At 59.3% G+C, this 14,302-nt stretch carries 17 protein-coding genes; 2 read left to right on the top strand and 15 right to left on the bottom strand.

All coding sequences use genetic code 11. From position 1 onward, the window contains the following. Positions 1-677 (bottom strand): hypothetical protein (locus H6B10_RS06605; RefSeq protein ID WP_204650840.1); only part of this gene is annotated, 677 nt, incomplete at its 3' end. An 18-nt stretch (positions 678-695) separates the two neighbouring features. After that, complete coding sequence (locus H6B10_RS06600) at positions 696-1,379, bottom strand: response regulator transcription factor (RefSeq protein ID WP_204650838.1); 684 nt, start codon at positions 1,377-1,379, stop codon at positions 696-698. A gap of 178 nt (positions 1,380-1,557) precedes the next feature. Between H6B10_RS06600 and H6B10_RS06595 the strand changes: the two genes are divergently transcribed. After that, positions 1,558-2,421, top strand: a complete 864-nt coding sequence (locus tag H6B10_RS06595; protein WP_204650836.1) for a glycerophosphodiester phosphodiesterase — start codon at positions 1,558-1,560, stop codon at positions 2,419-2,421. 60 nt (positions 2,422-2,481) lie between these two features. Further along, positions 2,482-3,039: a DUF4830 domain-containing protein gene (locus tag H6B10_RS06590; RefSeq protein ID WP_204650834.1), complete on the top strand. Its 558-nt coding sequence runs from the start codon at positions 2,482-2,484 to the stop codon at positions 3,037-3,039. Between the two features lie 54 nt (positions 3,040-3,093). Here the strand turns inward: H6B10_RS06590 and H6B10_RS06585 are convergent, their stop codons facing one another. The 13 genes from H6B10_RS06585 to dut form a co-directional block, all read right to left on the bottom strand. Further along, positions 3,094-3,540, bottom strand: a complete 447-nt coding sequence (locus H6B10_RS06585) for a threonine/serine exporter family protein (RefSeq protein WP_207751585.1) — start codon at positions 3,538-3,540, stop codon at positions 3,094-3,096. After that, on the bottom strand, positions 3,534-4,313 hold the full coding sequence (locus tag H6B10_RS06580) for a threonine/serine ThrE exporter family protein (protein ID WP_345941712.1): 780 nt from the start codon (positions 4,311-4,313) through the stop codon (positions 3,534-3,536). Before H6B10_RS06580 ends, H6B10_RS06585 begins: the two co-directional genes overlap by 7 nt. Then, the gene (locus H6B10_RS06575) at positions 4,303-5,067 is read right to left on the bottom strand and encodes an acylneuraminate cytidylyltransferase family protein (protein WP_204650830.1); all 765 of its coding nucleotides are present in this window, start codon (positions 5,065-5,067) and stop codon (positions 4,303-4,305) included. The genes H6B10_RS06580 and H6B10_RS06575 overlap by 11 nt, the downstream gene beginning before the upstream one ends. 1 nt (position 5,068) lies before the next feature. After that, positions 5,069-6,016: a Gfo/Idh/MocA family oxidoreductase gene (locus tag H6B10_RS06570; protein ID WP_204650829.1), complete on the bottom strand. Its 948-nt coding sequence runs from the start codon at positions 6,014-6,016 to the stop codon at positions 5,069-5,071. Between the two features lie 15 nt (positions 6,017-6,031). Further along, on the bottom strand, positions 6,032-6,379 hold the full coding sequence (locus H6B10_RS06565; RefSeq protein ID WP_204650827.1) for a DUF2500 domain-containing protein: 348 nt from the start codon (positions 6,377-6,379) through the stop codon (positions 6,032-6,034). Positions 6,380-6,404: 25 nt separating this feature from the next. Continuing rightward, entirely contained in the window at positions 6,405-7,382 is a 978-nt protein-coding gene (locus H6B10_RS06560) for a Gfo/Idh/MocA family protein (RefSeq protein WP_204650825.1), read from the bottom strand. Further along, positions 7,382-8,563, bottom strand: coding sequence for a UDP-N-acetylglucosamine 2-epimerase (gene neuC / locus H6B10_RS06555; protein WP_204650823.1), 1,182 nt, complete (start codon positions 8,561-8,563; stop codon positions 7,382-7,384). The genes H6B10_RS06560 and neuC overlap by 1 nt, the downstream gene beginning before the upstream one ends. Positions 8,564-8,614: 51 nt before the next feature. Further along, a complete protein-coding gene (gene neuB / locus H6B10_RS06550; protein WP_204650821.1) occupies positions 8,615-9,610 on the bottom strand; it encodes an N-acetylneuraminate synthase in 996 nt (331 codons plus the stop codon). A 20-nt stretch (positions 9,611-9,630) separates the two neighbouring features. Further along, positions 9,631-10,680 (bottom strand): nucleotidyltransferase family protein, encoded by a 1,050-nt coding sequence (locus H6B10_RS06545; RefSeq protein ID WP_207751584.1) that lies wholly within the window; start codon positions 10,678-10,680, stop codon positions 9,631-9,633. Between the two features lie 30 nt (positions 10,681-10,710). Further along, on the bottom strand, positions 10,711-11,874 hold the full coding sequence (locus tag H6B10_RS06540; RefSeq protein WP_204650819.1) for a LegC family aminotransferase: 1,164 nt from the start codon (positions 11,872-11,874) through the stop codon (positions 10,711-10,713). 172 nt (positions 11,875-12,046) lie between these two features. Next, complete coding sequence (locus H6B10_RS06535; protein WP_204650817.1) at positions 12,047-13,066, bottom strand: rod shape-determining protein; 1,020 nt, start codon at positions 13,064-13,066, stop codon at positions 12,047-12,049. A gap of 93 nt (positions 13,067-13,159) precedes the next feature. Next, positions 13,160-13,714, bottom strand: a complete 555-nt coding sequence (locus H6B10_RS06530; RefSeq protein ID WP_204650815.1) for a Maf family protein — start codon at positions 13,712-13,714, stop codon at positions 13,160-13,162. Positions 13,715-13,808: 94 nt separating this feature from the next. After that, a complete protein-coding gene (gene dut / locus H6B10_RS06525; RefSeq protein WP_204650813.1) occupies positions 13,809-14,255 on the bottom strand; it encodes a dUTP diphosphatase in 447 nt (148 codons plus the stop codon). Positions 14,256-14,302: the final 47 nt, after the last annotated feature.

Here is a 14,302-nt window from a genome sequence, read left to right as displayed (position 1 = left end):
CGGCTGAACAGCATGGCGAACAGCAGATCCAGCACCAGCAGGATCAGGGCCAGGGGAATCAGAATAGAGCGAAGCACCTCGGCGGCGGTGGAGATCTGGGCCAGACTGGCAGAAACGATCACACCGTATTTGCCGTCGGCCGAAAGCTGTCCCACCACCATCTGCTGGCTGGAACTGGCCCGGACGATTTCGTACAGGCGGCCGTCCTGGAACAGCTTCTGGCGCAGCTGGATGACTACCGAGGTGTTGACATTGTACCCGAAATTGCCGCCGAAGGCAGCGGTGCTTTCATGCAGCAGGCAGGGGTACATGCTCTCGTAAGCTTTCAGGCAGCGTAAGGTGGAGTCACTGAAATCCACGCAGCAGCCGTCCACATTGATGGTCTTGTTGATAAAGGCGTTGCTTACGTCTTCCCAAAAATCGCTGTCCAGGGTCAGAATGCCGAAATCCCGGCTGGAGATAGGGGTGTCACTTTGGTCGATCATGGCCACAATGGCGGTGGCTTTGCTTTCCAGTTTGGCACGTATGGTACGGTTGTACTGGGGTACCAGGCCGTAGGTGATCACGCTCCAGACCAGTACCAGCGTCAGCAGGGTCATACCGACGATAAACAGCATCAGCTGCCCGCGTATGCCAAGTACAAAGCCGTGCTTTGCGGCGGGGGGCTTTCGCTTCAAGTTCGCTGCACTCCTTTTTTACAGCGTATCGGGATCAAACTTGTAGCCGATTCCCCATACGGTGACAATATAATTGCGGCAGGGACCCAGATGGCTGCGCAGCATTTTGATGTGGGTGTCCACCGTGCGGTCCTCGCCATAGTAGTCATAGTTCCACACTTTTTGCAGGATTTTTTCGCGGCTCAGGGCAATGCCCTTGTTGCTGACCAGGAATACCAGCAGATCAAATTCCTTGGGGGTCAGCGGTGCTTCCTGCCCGGCGACTTTTACCGTGTGGCTGGCGGTATCGATATTCAGATCGCCGAATACGTAGCTGCTCTGGTTTTCGTCGGTTTTCGGCATGGTCCGGCCCAGAACTGCCTTCACACGGGCCACCAGTTCCCGCGGGGAGAAGGGCTTGACCACATAATCGTCGGCACCGCCCTCCAGGCCGGCCAGTTTATCGTATTCCTCACTGCGGGCGGTCAGCATAATGACCGGCGTCATGATCTTGCGGGTACGCATCTCGCGCAGGCAGGTCATGCCGTCCATAAACGGCATCATAATGTCCAGAATCACAAGGTCGATCCCGCCCTGCGTCAGAACGCTCAGGGCGGCGGCGCCGTCACTGGCTTCCTCGCAGGTAAAACCGGCATATTGCAAATGCTCACGGATCAAATCCCGGATCCGAGGTTCGTCGTCCACGACCAAAATTTTTGCCATAAAGTCGGCCTCCCTTTTTCACACTTTCTATTGTATCACAATATCCTTTCGGCGTGGAGAAAATGTGAAAACTTTTGAAAAAAACTATAAAATTTCTTTTTTGCCCAAGCGGTGCAATGGTCCAAAGATTGCAATCCGGGCGGCGGTACGATACAATAAATGCAGAGAGGTGAGTGCCATGCTGCTGATTGTATTGCTGCTGTTGCTTGTGTTGCCGCTGCTGCTCGCGGCACTGGTTTTGTTTCTGGTTTGCCCGGGGCTGCCCCGTGCTTCGCTGCGCAAACCTTTTGTAGGGCGCAGTTATGCCCACCGGGGCTTGTTCGGGGTCCAGCAGAGTCCGCCCGAAAACAGCCTGCCTGCTTTTGCTGCGGCGGCCCGGAACGGGTACGGCATTGAGCTGGATGTACAATTTACCGAGGACCGGAAACTGGTGGTCTTCCACGATGATACGCTGGATCGGATGACATCGGTGTCGGGCGGCGTGCAGGAGACCCCCTGGCCGGTGGTGTCTGCGCTGCCGCTGGCGGGCAGCGGGGAACACGCGCCGCTGTTTACCGAGGTTTTGCAGACGGTGGCCCGGGCCAACCCGGACACGCCGCTGATTGTGGAGATCAAAAGCCGCTATGAATACCGGGGCCGGTATCTGGTGGAGTTGTGCCGCGCGGTGCTGGCGGCGCTGAAAACCTACCCCGGCCCGTACTGCATCGAAAGTTTTGACCCGCGGGTGGTGCGGCTTATCCGCATCATGGCCCCGGGGGTGGTGCGCGGGCAACTGGTGGACAGCTACCGCAACCACCGCATTTACGGCACCAAAGCGCTGCCGGCATATCTTTTGTCCCACTGCTTTGGCAACCTGCTAGCCAGGCCGGATTTTATTGCCTGGTGCCCGGACAAACGGAACTGGGCGGTGCGGCTGTGTGCGGCGCTGGGGGCTATGATGGTCATGTGGACGGCGATGCCCGATCATGACATTGCCCGGCTGGAACGTGACAATGACGCGGTCATTTTTCAATGGTACGAGGCAGAACCCAAATATAAGTAAGCATACAAAGCGCAGCTCGCGCATATCCTTGCATGAAACAAGGAGAAAGGGGCTGCGCGTATGTTTTTGTTCACGGTTACAAAACCCGGGCTGCGGCAGGCGGGGGCGCTCGCCCTGTGCGCGGTATGTCTGTGCGGAACGGTGGTGGCTGCGGTGCATTTTTCCGGGGATGCGGTGACCACCGCCAGTGCCGAGGCTACCCCCGGCATCGAAACCACCCAGGACATCGGCACCTACTTCACCGGGTACGGCTTTGAGACGGATCTGTCCTCGGCGGCGGTGGATAAGGTCAAGATCCCCAAAAAATGGGACGACAGTTTCACGGCCTTCAACCAGGTGGTGCAGGAAAGTGACCTAGATCTTTCGGACTACAAAGGCAAGACGGTGGAAAAGTGGACGCTGCTGTGCCCGGCGCTGTCTACCGGTGACCAGGACACCTACTGCGTGCTGCTGGTCTACAAGGCAAAGGCTATCGGCGCCTACCTGCTGGAGAAGCCCTCGGGAGAAGTGACGGGGCTGATCACGGCGGCCAAAGCCAGCGCGGAGACTGCCGCCGCCGAACAGGAGGATACCCAGGCGGCTGCAGTGGAAACAGAAATCGAATACCCCACCGAATGAGTTGACCCGGACAGAAAAACACCGGAAAATCCTGATGGATTTTCCGGTGTTTGCTTATTGTTTGCTTCGTTTGAGGGGGATACTGCATACCAGTGCAATGCCCAGAGCCAGCGCTACGGCAATTTTCAAGGTTTCCACGCCTTTATTGGCGAACAACGTGCGGTCGTCCCGCAGAAAATAGTAGGCTGTATAATAGATGCCGGCGCCCGGCACCAGCGGGAAAATACCACACAGCAAAAACAGGGTGATGGGCGCTTTGTGGCGGATGGCAAACAGGCGGGCGCAGGCGGTCAGCGGCAGGGCGGCGGCCAGTGTAGCCACCGGCGCACTCAGGGAGAGCAGTCCTGCACAAAGTACATAGACCAGCCAGCCCACCGCACCGGTAATGCCGGAGGCAAGGTAGTGCCGCGGCGAAACACGGAAGGTCACGCCAAAGCTGATGGTGGCAACAATCGCCACCAGAAATTGGGCAAGATAATCGGCCCAGATGGGTATTACCATACGATCGCCCCCAATCCACCGCCAATAAGCCAGGCCAACACCACGCCGCAGGCGATGCTGCCGGCAATCAGCACAGCGTCCAGCAGCCGGATAGCGCCGGAAAGATAGTCGGCATTGATAATATCCCGGATACCCATGGTCAGGGCAACACCGGGGGTCAGCACCATCAAAGCACCGATGGTAGCGGTGTTTACATCCAAGGTGGGCACAAAAAAGCGCACGCCCAGCGCCCACAGGGTACACAGACCGGCGGCAATGATGTCGGTGAAAATGCGGTTGATGTGCCGCTTGCCGAATTGCTGGCAGATAATGGATTCCAACAGTCCTGCCACAGCGGCTACCGCCATTTCGATCAGCCAGCCCCCGAAAAGGAAAGCGAAACAGCCGCTGCCCACAATGCAGGCCAGCCGTTCCACACGGGGCGAGGCATCGCCGATGGCCCGGGCGTCCTTCAGTTTTTGCTGCGCCTGGGCCAGGTCCAATTTTCCTGCGGCCAACTCCCGGGAAAGCTCGTTGACGGCTTCCACGCGGCCCAGATGGATGGATACCAGCGGTACATGGCGGACCATGCTGACGCTTTCGCCGCTTTCGGGCAGGGCGGAGGCAAAGATACCGTTGGTGAGTACATAGACATGAAATTTTTCCACATGCAGGCTGCGGGCCATGATCTCCATGGTCTGTTGGGCGCGGAATACTTCGCCGCCGTTTTCCAGCATGGTTTGTCCCGCACCCACAATCAGGTCCAGGGCCTGCTCAAATGTATCATTCGCCACGGATGTTCTCCCGCACAGCGTTGAATTCGGGGTAATGGGCATACAGGTGCTGGGCAATGGCTTCCATCAGCAGGTAGTCGTGTTCCGAATCAATGTCGATGATGCCGGTATCCATCATGACGCTGACGCCGATTTTGCCGCGCCACAGCATGCCGTCGGTGTTTTCGGCCAGAAAATCCCGGCGGAAAACATAGATGGACGCGTTGACATCGTACACATCGGGGGCCTGCTGACGGCCGGTAAATTCGCTATGGATCACCTGCTCCACATGGTCGTCCACCGTTTTGACCATGTTGAACCAGGGGTTGCGGCGCGCTTCACAGACGCTGAACACAAGGTCCAGATCTTCACGGGACTGTTTCAGGGCAAAGGCGTTTTCAATGTCGGCAGCGGTACGCAGCGGGCTGGTAATGTCCAGGTCCATGTGCCAGTCGTAGAGGGCACCGGTGCGCTCTTCCATGCGGCGCAGGCTGTCCTGGTAAACGGCCATTTTGGGGACTTTGTCGCCGCCCAGTTCGGCGCCGCGGGGCAGGTAGACCACTTCCGGGTACTGCGCGGCCACCAGGTCGGCCAGTTCCTGGCTGTCGGTGTTCAGGGCCAGGTCCACCTGCAACTCGGGATGGTTGCGGCAGAACAGTTCTGCCGCACTCAGGGAATAATAGACCAGCGGTTTGCCGCAGAATACCTTCAGATTTTTGTTTTTGAATCCTTTGCTGCCGGCGCGGCCGCAAATGGTGATGAGCAGACGATTCATCTTATTTCTCTCCCAACGTCAGTTGTAATACCTGCAATGCCAGTTCGGGCGGATTGCAGCTGGCCGGGGCATCCCCCAGCGCGTAGTCCACAAAATATTCCATCTCCCGCTCATAACGGCGGTTCACATCTTCCTCATAGTGCTGCACCGTACCGTCGGGCAAGGTCAGGGTGCCGGTGCCAAAGTCTGCCACCACACTGCCGTCGCGGCAGAACAGTTCGATGGAACGGCGGTAACCGCGGCCGAAATAGTCCAGATGCACTTCGGCCAGCAGGAAAGGATACCGGGCAATATAGACCGACAGATCATCCGAGTCGATCTCCAGATCGGAGTAGGTGCCCTTGAAGTTGCACAGTGCTTCCGGTACGCCGAACAGGTCCACCAGGTAATCCCACTCATGGATCAGGTCAATGGTCACGCCGCCGCCCAGGGCTTTGTGGGCGCTGTACACCGTGCGGTAATCCACACCGGGGCGCCAGTCGGGCAGGTAGCTGGAACAGATGACCCGGGCGCAGTAGGGGTGCAGTGTGGGCAGCAGGTCTTTCAGAGCCAGCATAACACCGCACCAGCGCATGGGCGCCGCCACGTAAGCTTTCTGCCCGGCAGGCAGATAGTCGGCCAGATTCAGCCCGGTCTGTTCGGCAGAAAAAATCGGTTTTTCAATGAACAGGGCGCCGCCCCGGCCGTACACGGCGCGCAGGGCATCCGCGTGCAGGCTGGTGGGATTGGTAATAAAAATCAGGTCATAGTGGGCGGGCAGCTGGGCGGCTTCGGTGTATTGGGCATGGAGCTTTTCCGCTACGCCGGGACGCAGCGGCCGGGTCAGATCGCTGCGCAGGGCGTCGGCCTGCAGTGTCCAGCCCCGGTCGGCGCACAGCGTGGAAAGATTGTTCAAATGGCGAGTTCCGATGGAGCCGAGCCCCACGAACAGCGCGGTCAAAGTCTGCATGGGAAATCCTCCCTGTCAGGTAGTTTGGTCACGGTCAAAACCCAGGTACCGGGTCCCCTGGAAATGCAGGGTGCCGCGATCCCCTTCGGCGATCATCCCGGCGTCCCGCCAGGGCAGGCGCAGTTCCAGCCGGTCGCCGCTTTCAAACTGGAATGTGGCATAGTAGGTGGTGCTGCTGGTGTGGGTGCCGGCGTTGTGATGATGGGCACGACGCTTGGTCACTACGGTGGCGGGCACGCTCAGCCGGGGGGCAGCGTTGTTGCGGGACCACTCCCGCAGCCCGCGCACCAGAATGACCACAAACAGTACCATGACGATCAGCGGAAAGATAGAAAACATAAGGGAAAACGGGTCAAAAAACATGGACGGGTCCTCCTTTTGTACAGGCTCAGGCCCGCTCCACGGCATCCATCAGGTCAATGGCCGCCAGGTCTTTTTCAAAGCTCCAGCGGGGTGTTTCAGTGCCTTTCAGAACGCCGAAGAAATTGGCCAGTTCATCTACATAAGCGTTTTCTACAATGTTGTCGCTGTAACGGCTGTCGTGTTCAAAGCTGGCGTAGGTGTCCACAAACTGCTTGTCGCCGTCCCGGAACTCATACAGCGCTTTGGGGTTGCCCTCCCAGAACAGGTGCAGCCCGTCGCCGAAGCACTCAAAGTTGCGCACAGCCTTGCGGGAAACCACATCCGCCGCCAGCACGCCCTGGGCACCGCTCTTGTGACGCAGCAGCAGGGTGGCGCAGTCGGGGTAAGGCAGGCCCAGGTCGCTGATGGAATCGGTCTGTACCGTCATTTTTTCCACATCGCCGAAGGCGTCCAGCAGCCAGGGCAGATCGATACCGAAAATCTCCCGTACACCACCGGTGCGGGCATTGCCCACGAAGAAATTCTTGTAGTTTTCCCAGGGGTGCCAGTCAGGCAGATACTGCCCGATATGATAGATGTAATGGACCGGTTTGCCAAAGTTCTGCACCGCCTGCTTGATGTACTGGGTCTCCCGGCGGTACAGCATGGTGGAAGAAAGGAACAGCGGCAGGTTCTTGGCCTGTGCCTTGGCCATGTTTTCAGCATAGCCGTCCCGTACCAGATTCAGTTCGGTAAAAACCGGCAGGTCATGGTCCAGCAGGTCGCTGATGATGGCTGCGTGAGAAAGCGGTGCGGTGCAGACCAGTGCGGCATCGGGATGCGCGGCGGTCACGGCTTCGTCAATGGACGCCCAGGCGTCCTGTACCAGCCCCAGTTCTTTGGCTTCGGCACGGCGGGCTTCGGCGCTGTCCACGCCTACAATTTCCACCGACGCATCCATGCCTTTGGCCAGCCGGGCACGGCGTTTGCCCATGCTGCCCAGACCTACAATGAGAAGTTTCATCATAAACACTCCTTTTGGGGATCAAATTCCGGCACGGGGCCGTCGTAAAAGGTTTTGACGGGGGCAAAATCGAAACGGCGCAGCACCCGGCAGATTTTGCCGCTGGTATCGCCGCCGTTGTAGGGACTGCGGGCGGTGCGGGCGACCGCGGCAAAAGCAGGGGAGAGTGCCTTGCGCAGCGCCTGCTCAATGGCGGAAGATTCGGCCACACAGCACAGAACGTTGTCGCACAGCAGGCGCCCTGCCTGCCGCTGGCCGATGTTTACGGTGGGCACGCCAAAGGTGGGCGTTTCCACCACACCGGAGGAAGAATTGCCCGCCACAAGGGAGGCACACTCCATCGCCGAAAGATACCGCCGCAGCCCCAGACTCTGGATGAACCCGGCACGGTCGGGATGGGCGGCGGAAAAAGTCTGCATGGCCCGGGTGCAGATCTGCCCGCCTTCGTCGGCATTGGAACCGGTGATCAGCCAGAACACCCCGGGCACAGCGGCCATGGCCTTGCACAGAGCGTCTACCTGAAGGGCCGGGGAGGGGGCACCGGCGCTGGTTTCGGGATGGTAGGTCACCAGCGCAAAAGGCTGCATCAGTGGGAAACCGGTGGATTCGCACAGCTCCTCCCGGGTCATTTTGGGCAGGGTGCGGATGTTTTCATCGCCCAGGCCGCCCACACAGAATACCCGGCGGGGGTCTTCGCCCATCCGGACCAGCCGCGCGGCACTGTCCGCACAGGAGGGAAAATGCAGCGCAGCCATTTTGGTGATGCAGTGGCGGTAGTATTCATCGGCAGCGCCCAGGGTAACATCCCCGCCGGAAATGTGAGCGATGGGGATGTGCCGGGCGGAAGCTGCGGCGGCTACCGCAAAAATCTCGAACCGGTCCCCCAGCAGCAGTACGACGTCCGGGCGGTGGTCGGCAAAGTATTGGTCAAATACCGTCATCGTCCGGGCGATGGTCTGTGCCACCGGTTCTTCTTCCTGGCGGAAGATGGGCAGCCGTGCCGCAATGGGCAGGCCGTCCGCCTCGATCTCTCGCACGGTCTCACCCAGCCAGGGGCAAAGGTGGGCGCCGGTCACTACAAGCTGCAGCTGCAATTCATCGTCCACAGCCAGTTTCTGTAAAACGGGGCGCAGCAGGCCGTATTCCGCCCGGGTGGCAGTCACGACACAGATCGTACGCATACAGGGTCCTTTCTGCACAGCGCGGCGGCAAAGTTTGCCGCCGCGACTGCGTTACCATTCGATTTTTTCGTCCTCTTCAAAATCCCGCGTAGCGGTTTTGCCCAGCACATCGTACCAGCGCATGGGGCTGATGCCGTCGCCGGGGCGTTTGGTGGTCAGATTTTCGGCGGTAAAGGTCTCGCCGGCTTTGATGGGCCGTGCCGCCACGATGCTCTTGCGGGCAACGTTCTTGTTGGGGGCTTCGCTGGCGGTCAGGTGCTTGTGGCCGTCGCCCAGGGCGGCCTCGATGTTGCGCACTGCCTGTACCATCGCCTTGAACTCGGCAGGGTCCAGGCTGGCCTGCTGGTCGGGACCGGGCAGGTTCTTGTCCAGTGTAAAGTGCTTTTCAATGACCGATGCGCCCAGCACGGCAGCAGCTACATCGCATTCCCAACCGGGGGTGTGGTCCGAAAGCCCCACCGGCAGGCCGAACTGGTCAAACAGTTCCAGCATGGCGGTCAGGTTGGCATCGCTGTAGGGGGTGGGGTACTGGGTGTTGCAGTGGAGCACCGTGGCTTCGGGGCAGCCGCCGTCATCCAGAACGGCCAGCGCATCGGTAATCTCGTTGAGATTGCTCATACCGGTGGAAAGCAGTACCGGCGTGTGCAGTTTGGCTACTTCCTCCAGGTACGGCAGATTGGTGATCTCGCCGGAAGGAATTTTGATCAGGGGCAGGTCCAGTGTGCCCAGGAACTGTACGCTGGGAATGTCAAAGGGGGCCGAAAGATACTGGATGCCGATGGAATCGCAATACTCTTTCAGTTCCCGATGCCCTTCAAAGGAAAAATGCAGCTTGCGGATCATCTCCAGCTGGCTTTCGGTGGCATCGGTGGTTTCTTTCTGGTAGGCGGCTTTTTCGGCAAACTTGCTCACCACAAGCTCGGGCACGGCGGTCTGGTACTTGACCACGTCGGCGCCGCACTCTTTGGCTACCAGTGCCATGCGCTTGGCCATTTCCAGGTCGCCGTTGTGGTTGACTCCGGCTTCGGCAATAATCAAAACGGGCATGCTATTCTCCTTTCGGCAGATCAGGACTGGTTTTCCAGTTTCCGCCGCATCTTTTCCAGTTCTTCCATCTGTCCCATATCCATCCAGCTGCTTTCGCCGATGGGGTACACGCCGACTTTCTCTCCGGCGGCGCGGTAACGTTCAATGACATCGGGGAAGCCGATCACTTCGCCGTCCTTCATTTCCTCTACCACACGGGGTTCCACCACGTAAACGCCGGTGTTGGTCAAAAAGTCCAGTTCCGGTTTTTCCCGCATGGCGGCAATGCCGCCGTCGGGGCCCAGTTCCACCACACCGTAGGGAACGGTATAATGCTTGAAGGCGCATACCATGGTCACCAGATTGCCGTTTTTCTTGTGGTACTCGTAAATGTCACCGAAATCCACATCCAGCAGCGTATCGCAGTTGGTGAAGAAAAACGGGGAATGAATCTTGTCTTTCAGCAGGCACAGCCCGCCGCCGGTCCCCATGAATACATCTTCATCGGCAAAGTCTACGGTGTAATCTTTTTCCAGTTCATTAAAATAGGATTTGATCATCCCGCGTTTATAGTTGACGATCATGGTGAACTGGCGGCACCCGAAATCCCGGAACCGGTCCATGATCAGTTCGGCAATGGGCTGTTCCCCCACGGGGATCAGCGGTTTGGGCAGGATTTTGGTGTAAGGGTACAGCCGGGTTCCCAGCCCGCCCGCCATCATGACAACGGGGATATCGGTGTGTTTGCGGTTGTCCACATCCAGCCCGTGGGCAAAGACGATATCGGTGATCACACCGCGCTTGTCCAGAATGGGCAGTGCGTCGATGCGGTTCTTCTGCAGAACTTCCCGGGCACGGCCCCGTTCGGAAATGGGAAGGCTCAGCGGGTGAAAATTGGCGGCCAGACTGGCAGCCTGATCCGGCGTACCGCCCCGCAGGAAAAACTTGCGGATGTCGCCGTCGGTCAGGGCGGCTTCCAGCTTGCCCTGGGGGGCAATGAACAGGATGCGCTGCCCGGTTTCGTCCAGCTTGCGCAGAGCTTCCAGCACAGAAGCATCCGGTGCCAGGAACAATTCTTCTACTTGGATCAAAGGGTGATCCCCCTCTCGGTCGGTAATGGGTTACAGGCTCAGCACCGCCTGGCAGACACGCTCACAGTCCTCCATGGACAGGTTGGTGGAGCAGGGCAGGTTGACGATATACCGGCGGTAATCCAGGGCTTTTTCCAGGCCGTAGGCTTCGTTGCGCGGGTAGTCTGCCTGCTCGTGGATCAGGGCCCAGACCGGACGGGTCTGGATGCTCTGGGCCTGCAGTTTTTCAATGACGGTATCCCGGTCCAGGCCGGAATCTTTCAGGTACAGGCTGAAGAACCAGCGGTTGGAACGCACATCCTGCGTACGGAAAGGCAGAATGTGCAGCCCTTTTACGCCATCCAGTTTTTCCACATAGTGGTCGTACAGTTCCTTTTTGTGGGCAATGAACCCTTCCAGCCGTTCCAGCTGGGCCAGGCCCAGGCAGGCCTGTACATTGGTCATACGGTAGTTGTAGCCTACTTCATCATGTTTGAACTGGAGCATATCGGCTTTGGCCTGGGTGGAAAGATGCTTGGCGTGTTCCAGCCAGTCGGGATGGTTGGAAACCACCGCACCGCCGGCACCGGTGGTGATGATTTTGTTGCCGTTGAAGCTGTAACAGCCGATGTCGCCGATGGTGCCCGCAAACTTGCCTGCGAAGGGGCCTTCGGTATACCGGGTGCCCAGGGCTTCGGTGGCGTCCTCAATCAGAATCAGGCCGTACCGTTTGGCAATATCGGTCAGGCGGACCATGTCGGCCATGTTGCCGAATACATGAACCACGCCCAGTGCTTTTACGTGGGCGCCGGTAGCTTTGTTGTACAGTTTGCCGTCCCGCAGTTCACAGCGGGTGCGGCAGAACTCCTCCACGGCATCCGGGTTGATGCACAGCGAATCATCACAGCCGATGAAGATGGGCTCGGCACCCACATAACGGGTCAGCGGATTGACGGCGGCAATGAAGGTCAGTGTGGGGACAATGACCTCATCCCCGCGGGTGATCCCGGCGGCCATGGCGGCCAGGTGCAGGGCGCTGGAACCGGCGTTGCAGGCTACGGCGCGCCCGGTGCCCAGGTAGCGGGCCAGCGCTTCTTCAAATTCGGTGACCTTGCCGCCGCTGGTGGACACCCACCCCGAGGTGATGGCTTCCCCGGCCAATTCAGCTTCACGGGGACCAAAATTCGGGACCGAAAGCGGGATAAACTCAGACATAATGACTGCCTCCATGTATCGTTACCGCTTGTATGCGGCATATACTTACAAATATACATTGTCATTATACAGCGTTTGCCCTGCTACGGCAAGAGAAAACTGGATTTTGCGCCCCAAAAGCAAAAAGAGACACAAGCCGGTCGGGCTGTGTCTCTTTATTATGGTAGGCGGATTACAGATAGCTCAGTTCTTCCTTGCGTTTGCCGGCCAGGTCCGGGTTATCCAGCACCGCACCGGCACCCAGCGCCACGCAGTCCAGGGGACTTTCGGCCACATGGACCGTAATGCCGGTCTCATTCTGGATCAGGGTATCCAGTCCCCGCAGCAGGGCGCCGCCGCCCGAAAGCATGATGCCCCGGTCGATGATATCGCTGGACAGTTCCGGCGGCGTGCGTTCCAGGGTGTCCTTGATGGCGTCCACAATGCGCAGCAGGCTCTCGCTCATGGCCTCCCGCACTTCCTCGGAGCGGATCAGGATATCCTTGGGCAGGCCGTCCACCAGGTTGCGGCCCTTGATCTCCATGCTGGTTTCCGGGTCCTGGGGACAGGCGGAACCGATCTCAATTTTGATCTGCTCGGCGGTACGTTCGCCCACCAGCAGGTTGTATTTGCGTTTGATAAAGGCGATAATGCTCTGGTCCAGGGTGTCGCCGGCGCAGCGCACGCTGTGGCTGGCCACAATGCCCGACAGGCTGATGACAGCAACCTCTGCGGTGCCGCCGCCGATATCCACAATCATGCTGCCCACGGCATCGGTGGTGGGCAGGCCCGCGCCAATGGCGGCGGCCATGGGCTCTTCAATTACGGTGACCTGGCGGGCACCGGCCTTGGCGGCTGCCTGGCGTACCGCGCGGCGTTCCACTTCGGTAACGCCGGAAGGTACGCAGATCACCACGCGGGGCCGGGCAAGAATACTGCGGCCGCATGCCTGGCGGATAAAACTCTGCAGCATGGCGGCGGTGATGTCAAAATCTGCGATGACGCCGTCCTTCAGCGGGCGTACCGCCACAATGGACCCCGGCGCCCGGCCGATGACGGCCTTGGCCTCATGGCCCACGCTGCGCACCCGCAGTTCATCGCTGCGCGGGTCTACGGCCACCACGCTGGGTTCTCGCATGATGATGCCGCGGCCTTTCATGTACACCAGCGTGTTTGCGGTGCCTAAATCAATGCCAATGTCTTTGGTAAACATAGCGCGTATTCTCCCGAAAAAACGTTTGAAAAAATCTCCGATCCTGCTCATGCACAGCTCCCTCACTTGGGGGCTGCGCACAGGGGGCACACTTCAGCGAAATTCGCGCAGCAGCTGCGCCGCCCGGTGTACCGGCAGCCCCATGATGTTATAGTAGCATCCCGCAATGCCCGCGCACCAAAGTGCGGCGTGCCCCTGGATGGCGTAGGCTCCGGCTTTGTCGTATGGCTCCGGCGTGTGAACGTAGGCAAGAAGGTCCTCTTCCTCGATGGGCGAAAACTGTACCAGGGTGGTTTCCACCGTCGCGGCGGCGCGGTCCCCCCGGCAGATGCAGACGCCGGTATGTACCTTGTGGGTGCAGCCCGAAAGAGCGCGCAGCATCCGCAGGGCATCGGCTTCATCGCGGGGTTTGCCGAATACCTCCCCATTGCACTCCACCACGGTATCAAATCCGCAGACGGTATCGTCGGGATGTTGGGCAGCCACGGCACGGGCTTTGGCGGTGGCCAGGGCCTGTGCCAGGTGGGCAGGGGTATCGGCGGCAATTTTGCTTTCGTCCACGTCACTGGTAATGACGGTGTAGTCCGGGGTGATAAGGGCCATCAGTTCGCGCCGGCGCGGACTGCCGGAGGCCAGGATCAAAGCCATAGCGGAATCCTTTCGCGTTCGATTATAGTAGCACCGCTGCGTCGAAACCTGCCGCAGCGGCACGAGACTGGAAAATTTTGGAAATTGCTTGTCCTTATACCGTTCCGGTGGAGCCGAATCCGCCCGCACCGCGGTCGGTATCGCTCAGGGTTTCCGCCTGTACAAAGGCAGCCTGCCACACCGGGGCGATGCACAGCTGGGCCACCCGTTCACCGGGCTGGATGGTGTAGGCTTCCTGGGACAGGTTGACCATGGGAACGCGGAGTTCGCCGCGGTAATCGCTGTCGATAACGCCCACGCCGTTGGCCATGCAAAGCCCGTGCTTGATGGAAAGGCCGCTGCGGGCGTAGACCAAGGCCACGCATTCCGCGTTGGGCAGTTCAATGGCCAGGCCGGTAGGGACCAGTACCCGCTGCATGGGGGCAACGGTCATAGGCTCGTCCAGCAGGGCACACAGGTCGGCAGCGGCGGCGCCGGGGGTGGCATACACGGGCAGTTTGGCGCGGGGGTCCAGTTTTTTGCAGGAAACGGTCATTTGCATACAAAACCTCTCAGTTGTTGGTATAGTATAGCCCACGGGTGAACTCA

It is taken from the genome of Gemmiger formicilis (assembly GCF_016901605.1).
GTDB classification, from domain to species: Bacteria; Bacillota; Clostridia; order Oscillospirales; family Ruminococcaceae; genus Gemmiger; species Gemmiger formicilis_B.
This window is presented reverse-complemented; position numbering and strand designations above follow the sequence as displayed.

What these genes read in the sequence shown, in the direction of transcription:
- H6B10_RS06595 (WP_204650836.1), top strand. Translation starts at nt 1,558, where the DNA reads ATGCTGCTGATTGTATTGCTGCTGTTGCTTGTGTTGCCGCTGCTGCTC.
- H6B10_RS06585 (WP_207751585.1), bottom strand. Translation starts at nt 3,540, where the DNA reads ATGGTAATACCCATCTGGGCCGATTATCTTGCCCAATTTCTGGTGGCG.
- H6B10_RS06565 (WP_204650827.1), bottom strand. Translation starts at nt 6,379, where the DNA reads ATGTTTTTTGACCCGTTTTCCCTTATGTTTTCTATCTTTCCGCTGATC.
- dut (WP_204650813.1), bottom strand. Translation starts at nt 14,255, where the DNA reads ATGCAAATGACCGTTTCCTGCAAAAAACTGGACCCCCGCGCCAAACTG.
- H6B10_RS06535 (WP_204650817.1), bottom strand. Translation starts at nt 13,066, where the DNA reads ATGTTTACCAAAGACATTGGCATTGATTTAGGCACCGCAAACACGCTG.
- H6B10_RS06575 (WP_204650830.1), bottom strand. Translation starts at nt 5,067, where the DNA reads ATGAATCGTCTGCTCATCACCATTTGCGGCCGCGCCGGCAGCAAAGGA.
- neuC (WP_204650823.1), bottom strand. Translation starts at nt 8,563, where the DNA reads ATGCGTACGATCTGTGTCGTGACTGCCACCCGGGCGGAATACGGCCTG.
- H6B10_RS06590 (WP_204650834.1), top strand. Translation starts at nt 2,482, where the DNA reads ATGTTTTTGTTCACGGTTACAAAACCCGGGCTGCGGCAGGCGGGGGCG.
- H6B10_RS06570 (WP_204650829.1), bottom strand. Translation starts at nt 6,016, where the DNA reads ATGCAGACTTTGACCGCGCTGTTCGTGGGGCTCGGCTCCATCGGAACT.
- H6B10_RS06600 (WP_204650838.1), bottom strand. Translation starts at nt 1,379, where the DNA reads ATGGCAAAAATTTTGGTCGTGGACGACGAACCTCGGATCCGGGATTTG.
- H6B10_RS06540 (WP_204650819.1), bottom strand. Translation starts at nt 11,874, where the DNA reads ATGTCTGAGTTTATCCCGCTTTCGGTCCCGAATTTTGGTCCCCGTGAA.
- H6B10_RS06560 (WP_204650825.1), bottom strand. Translation starts at nt 7,382, where the DNA reads ATGAAACTTCTCATTGTAGGTCTGGGCAGCATGGGCAAACGCCGTGCC.
- neuB (WP_204650821.1), bottom strand. Translation starts at nt 9,610, where the DNA reads ATGCCCGTTTTGATTATTGCCGAAGCCGGAGTCAACCACAACGGCGAC.
- H6B10_RS06530 (WP_204650815.1), bottom strand. Translation starts at nt 13,714, where the DNA reads ATGGCTTTGATCCTGGCCTCCGGCAGTCCGCGCCGGCGCGAACTGATG.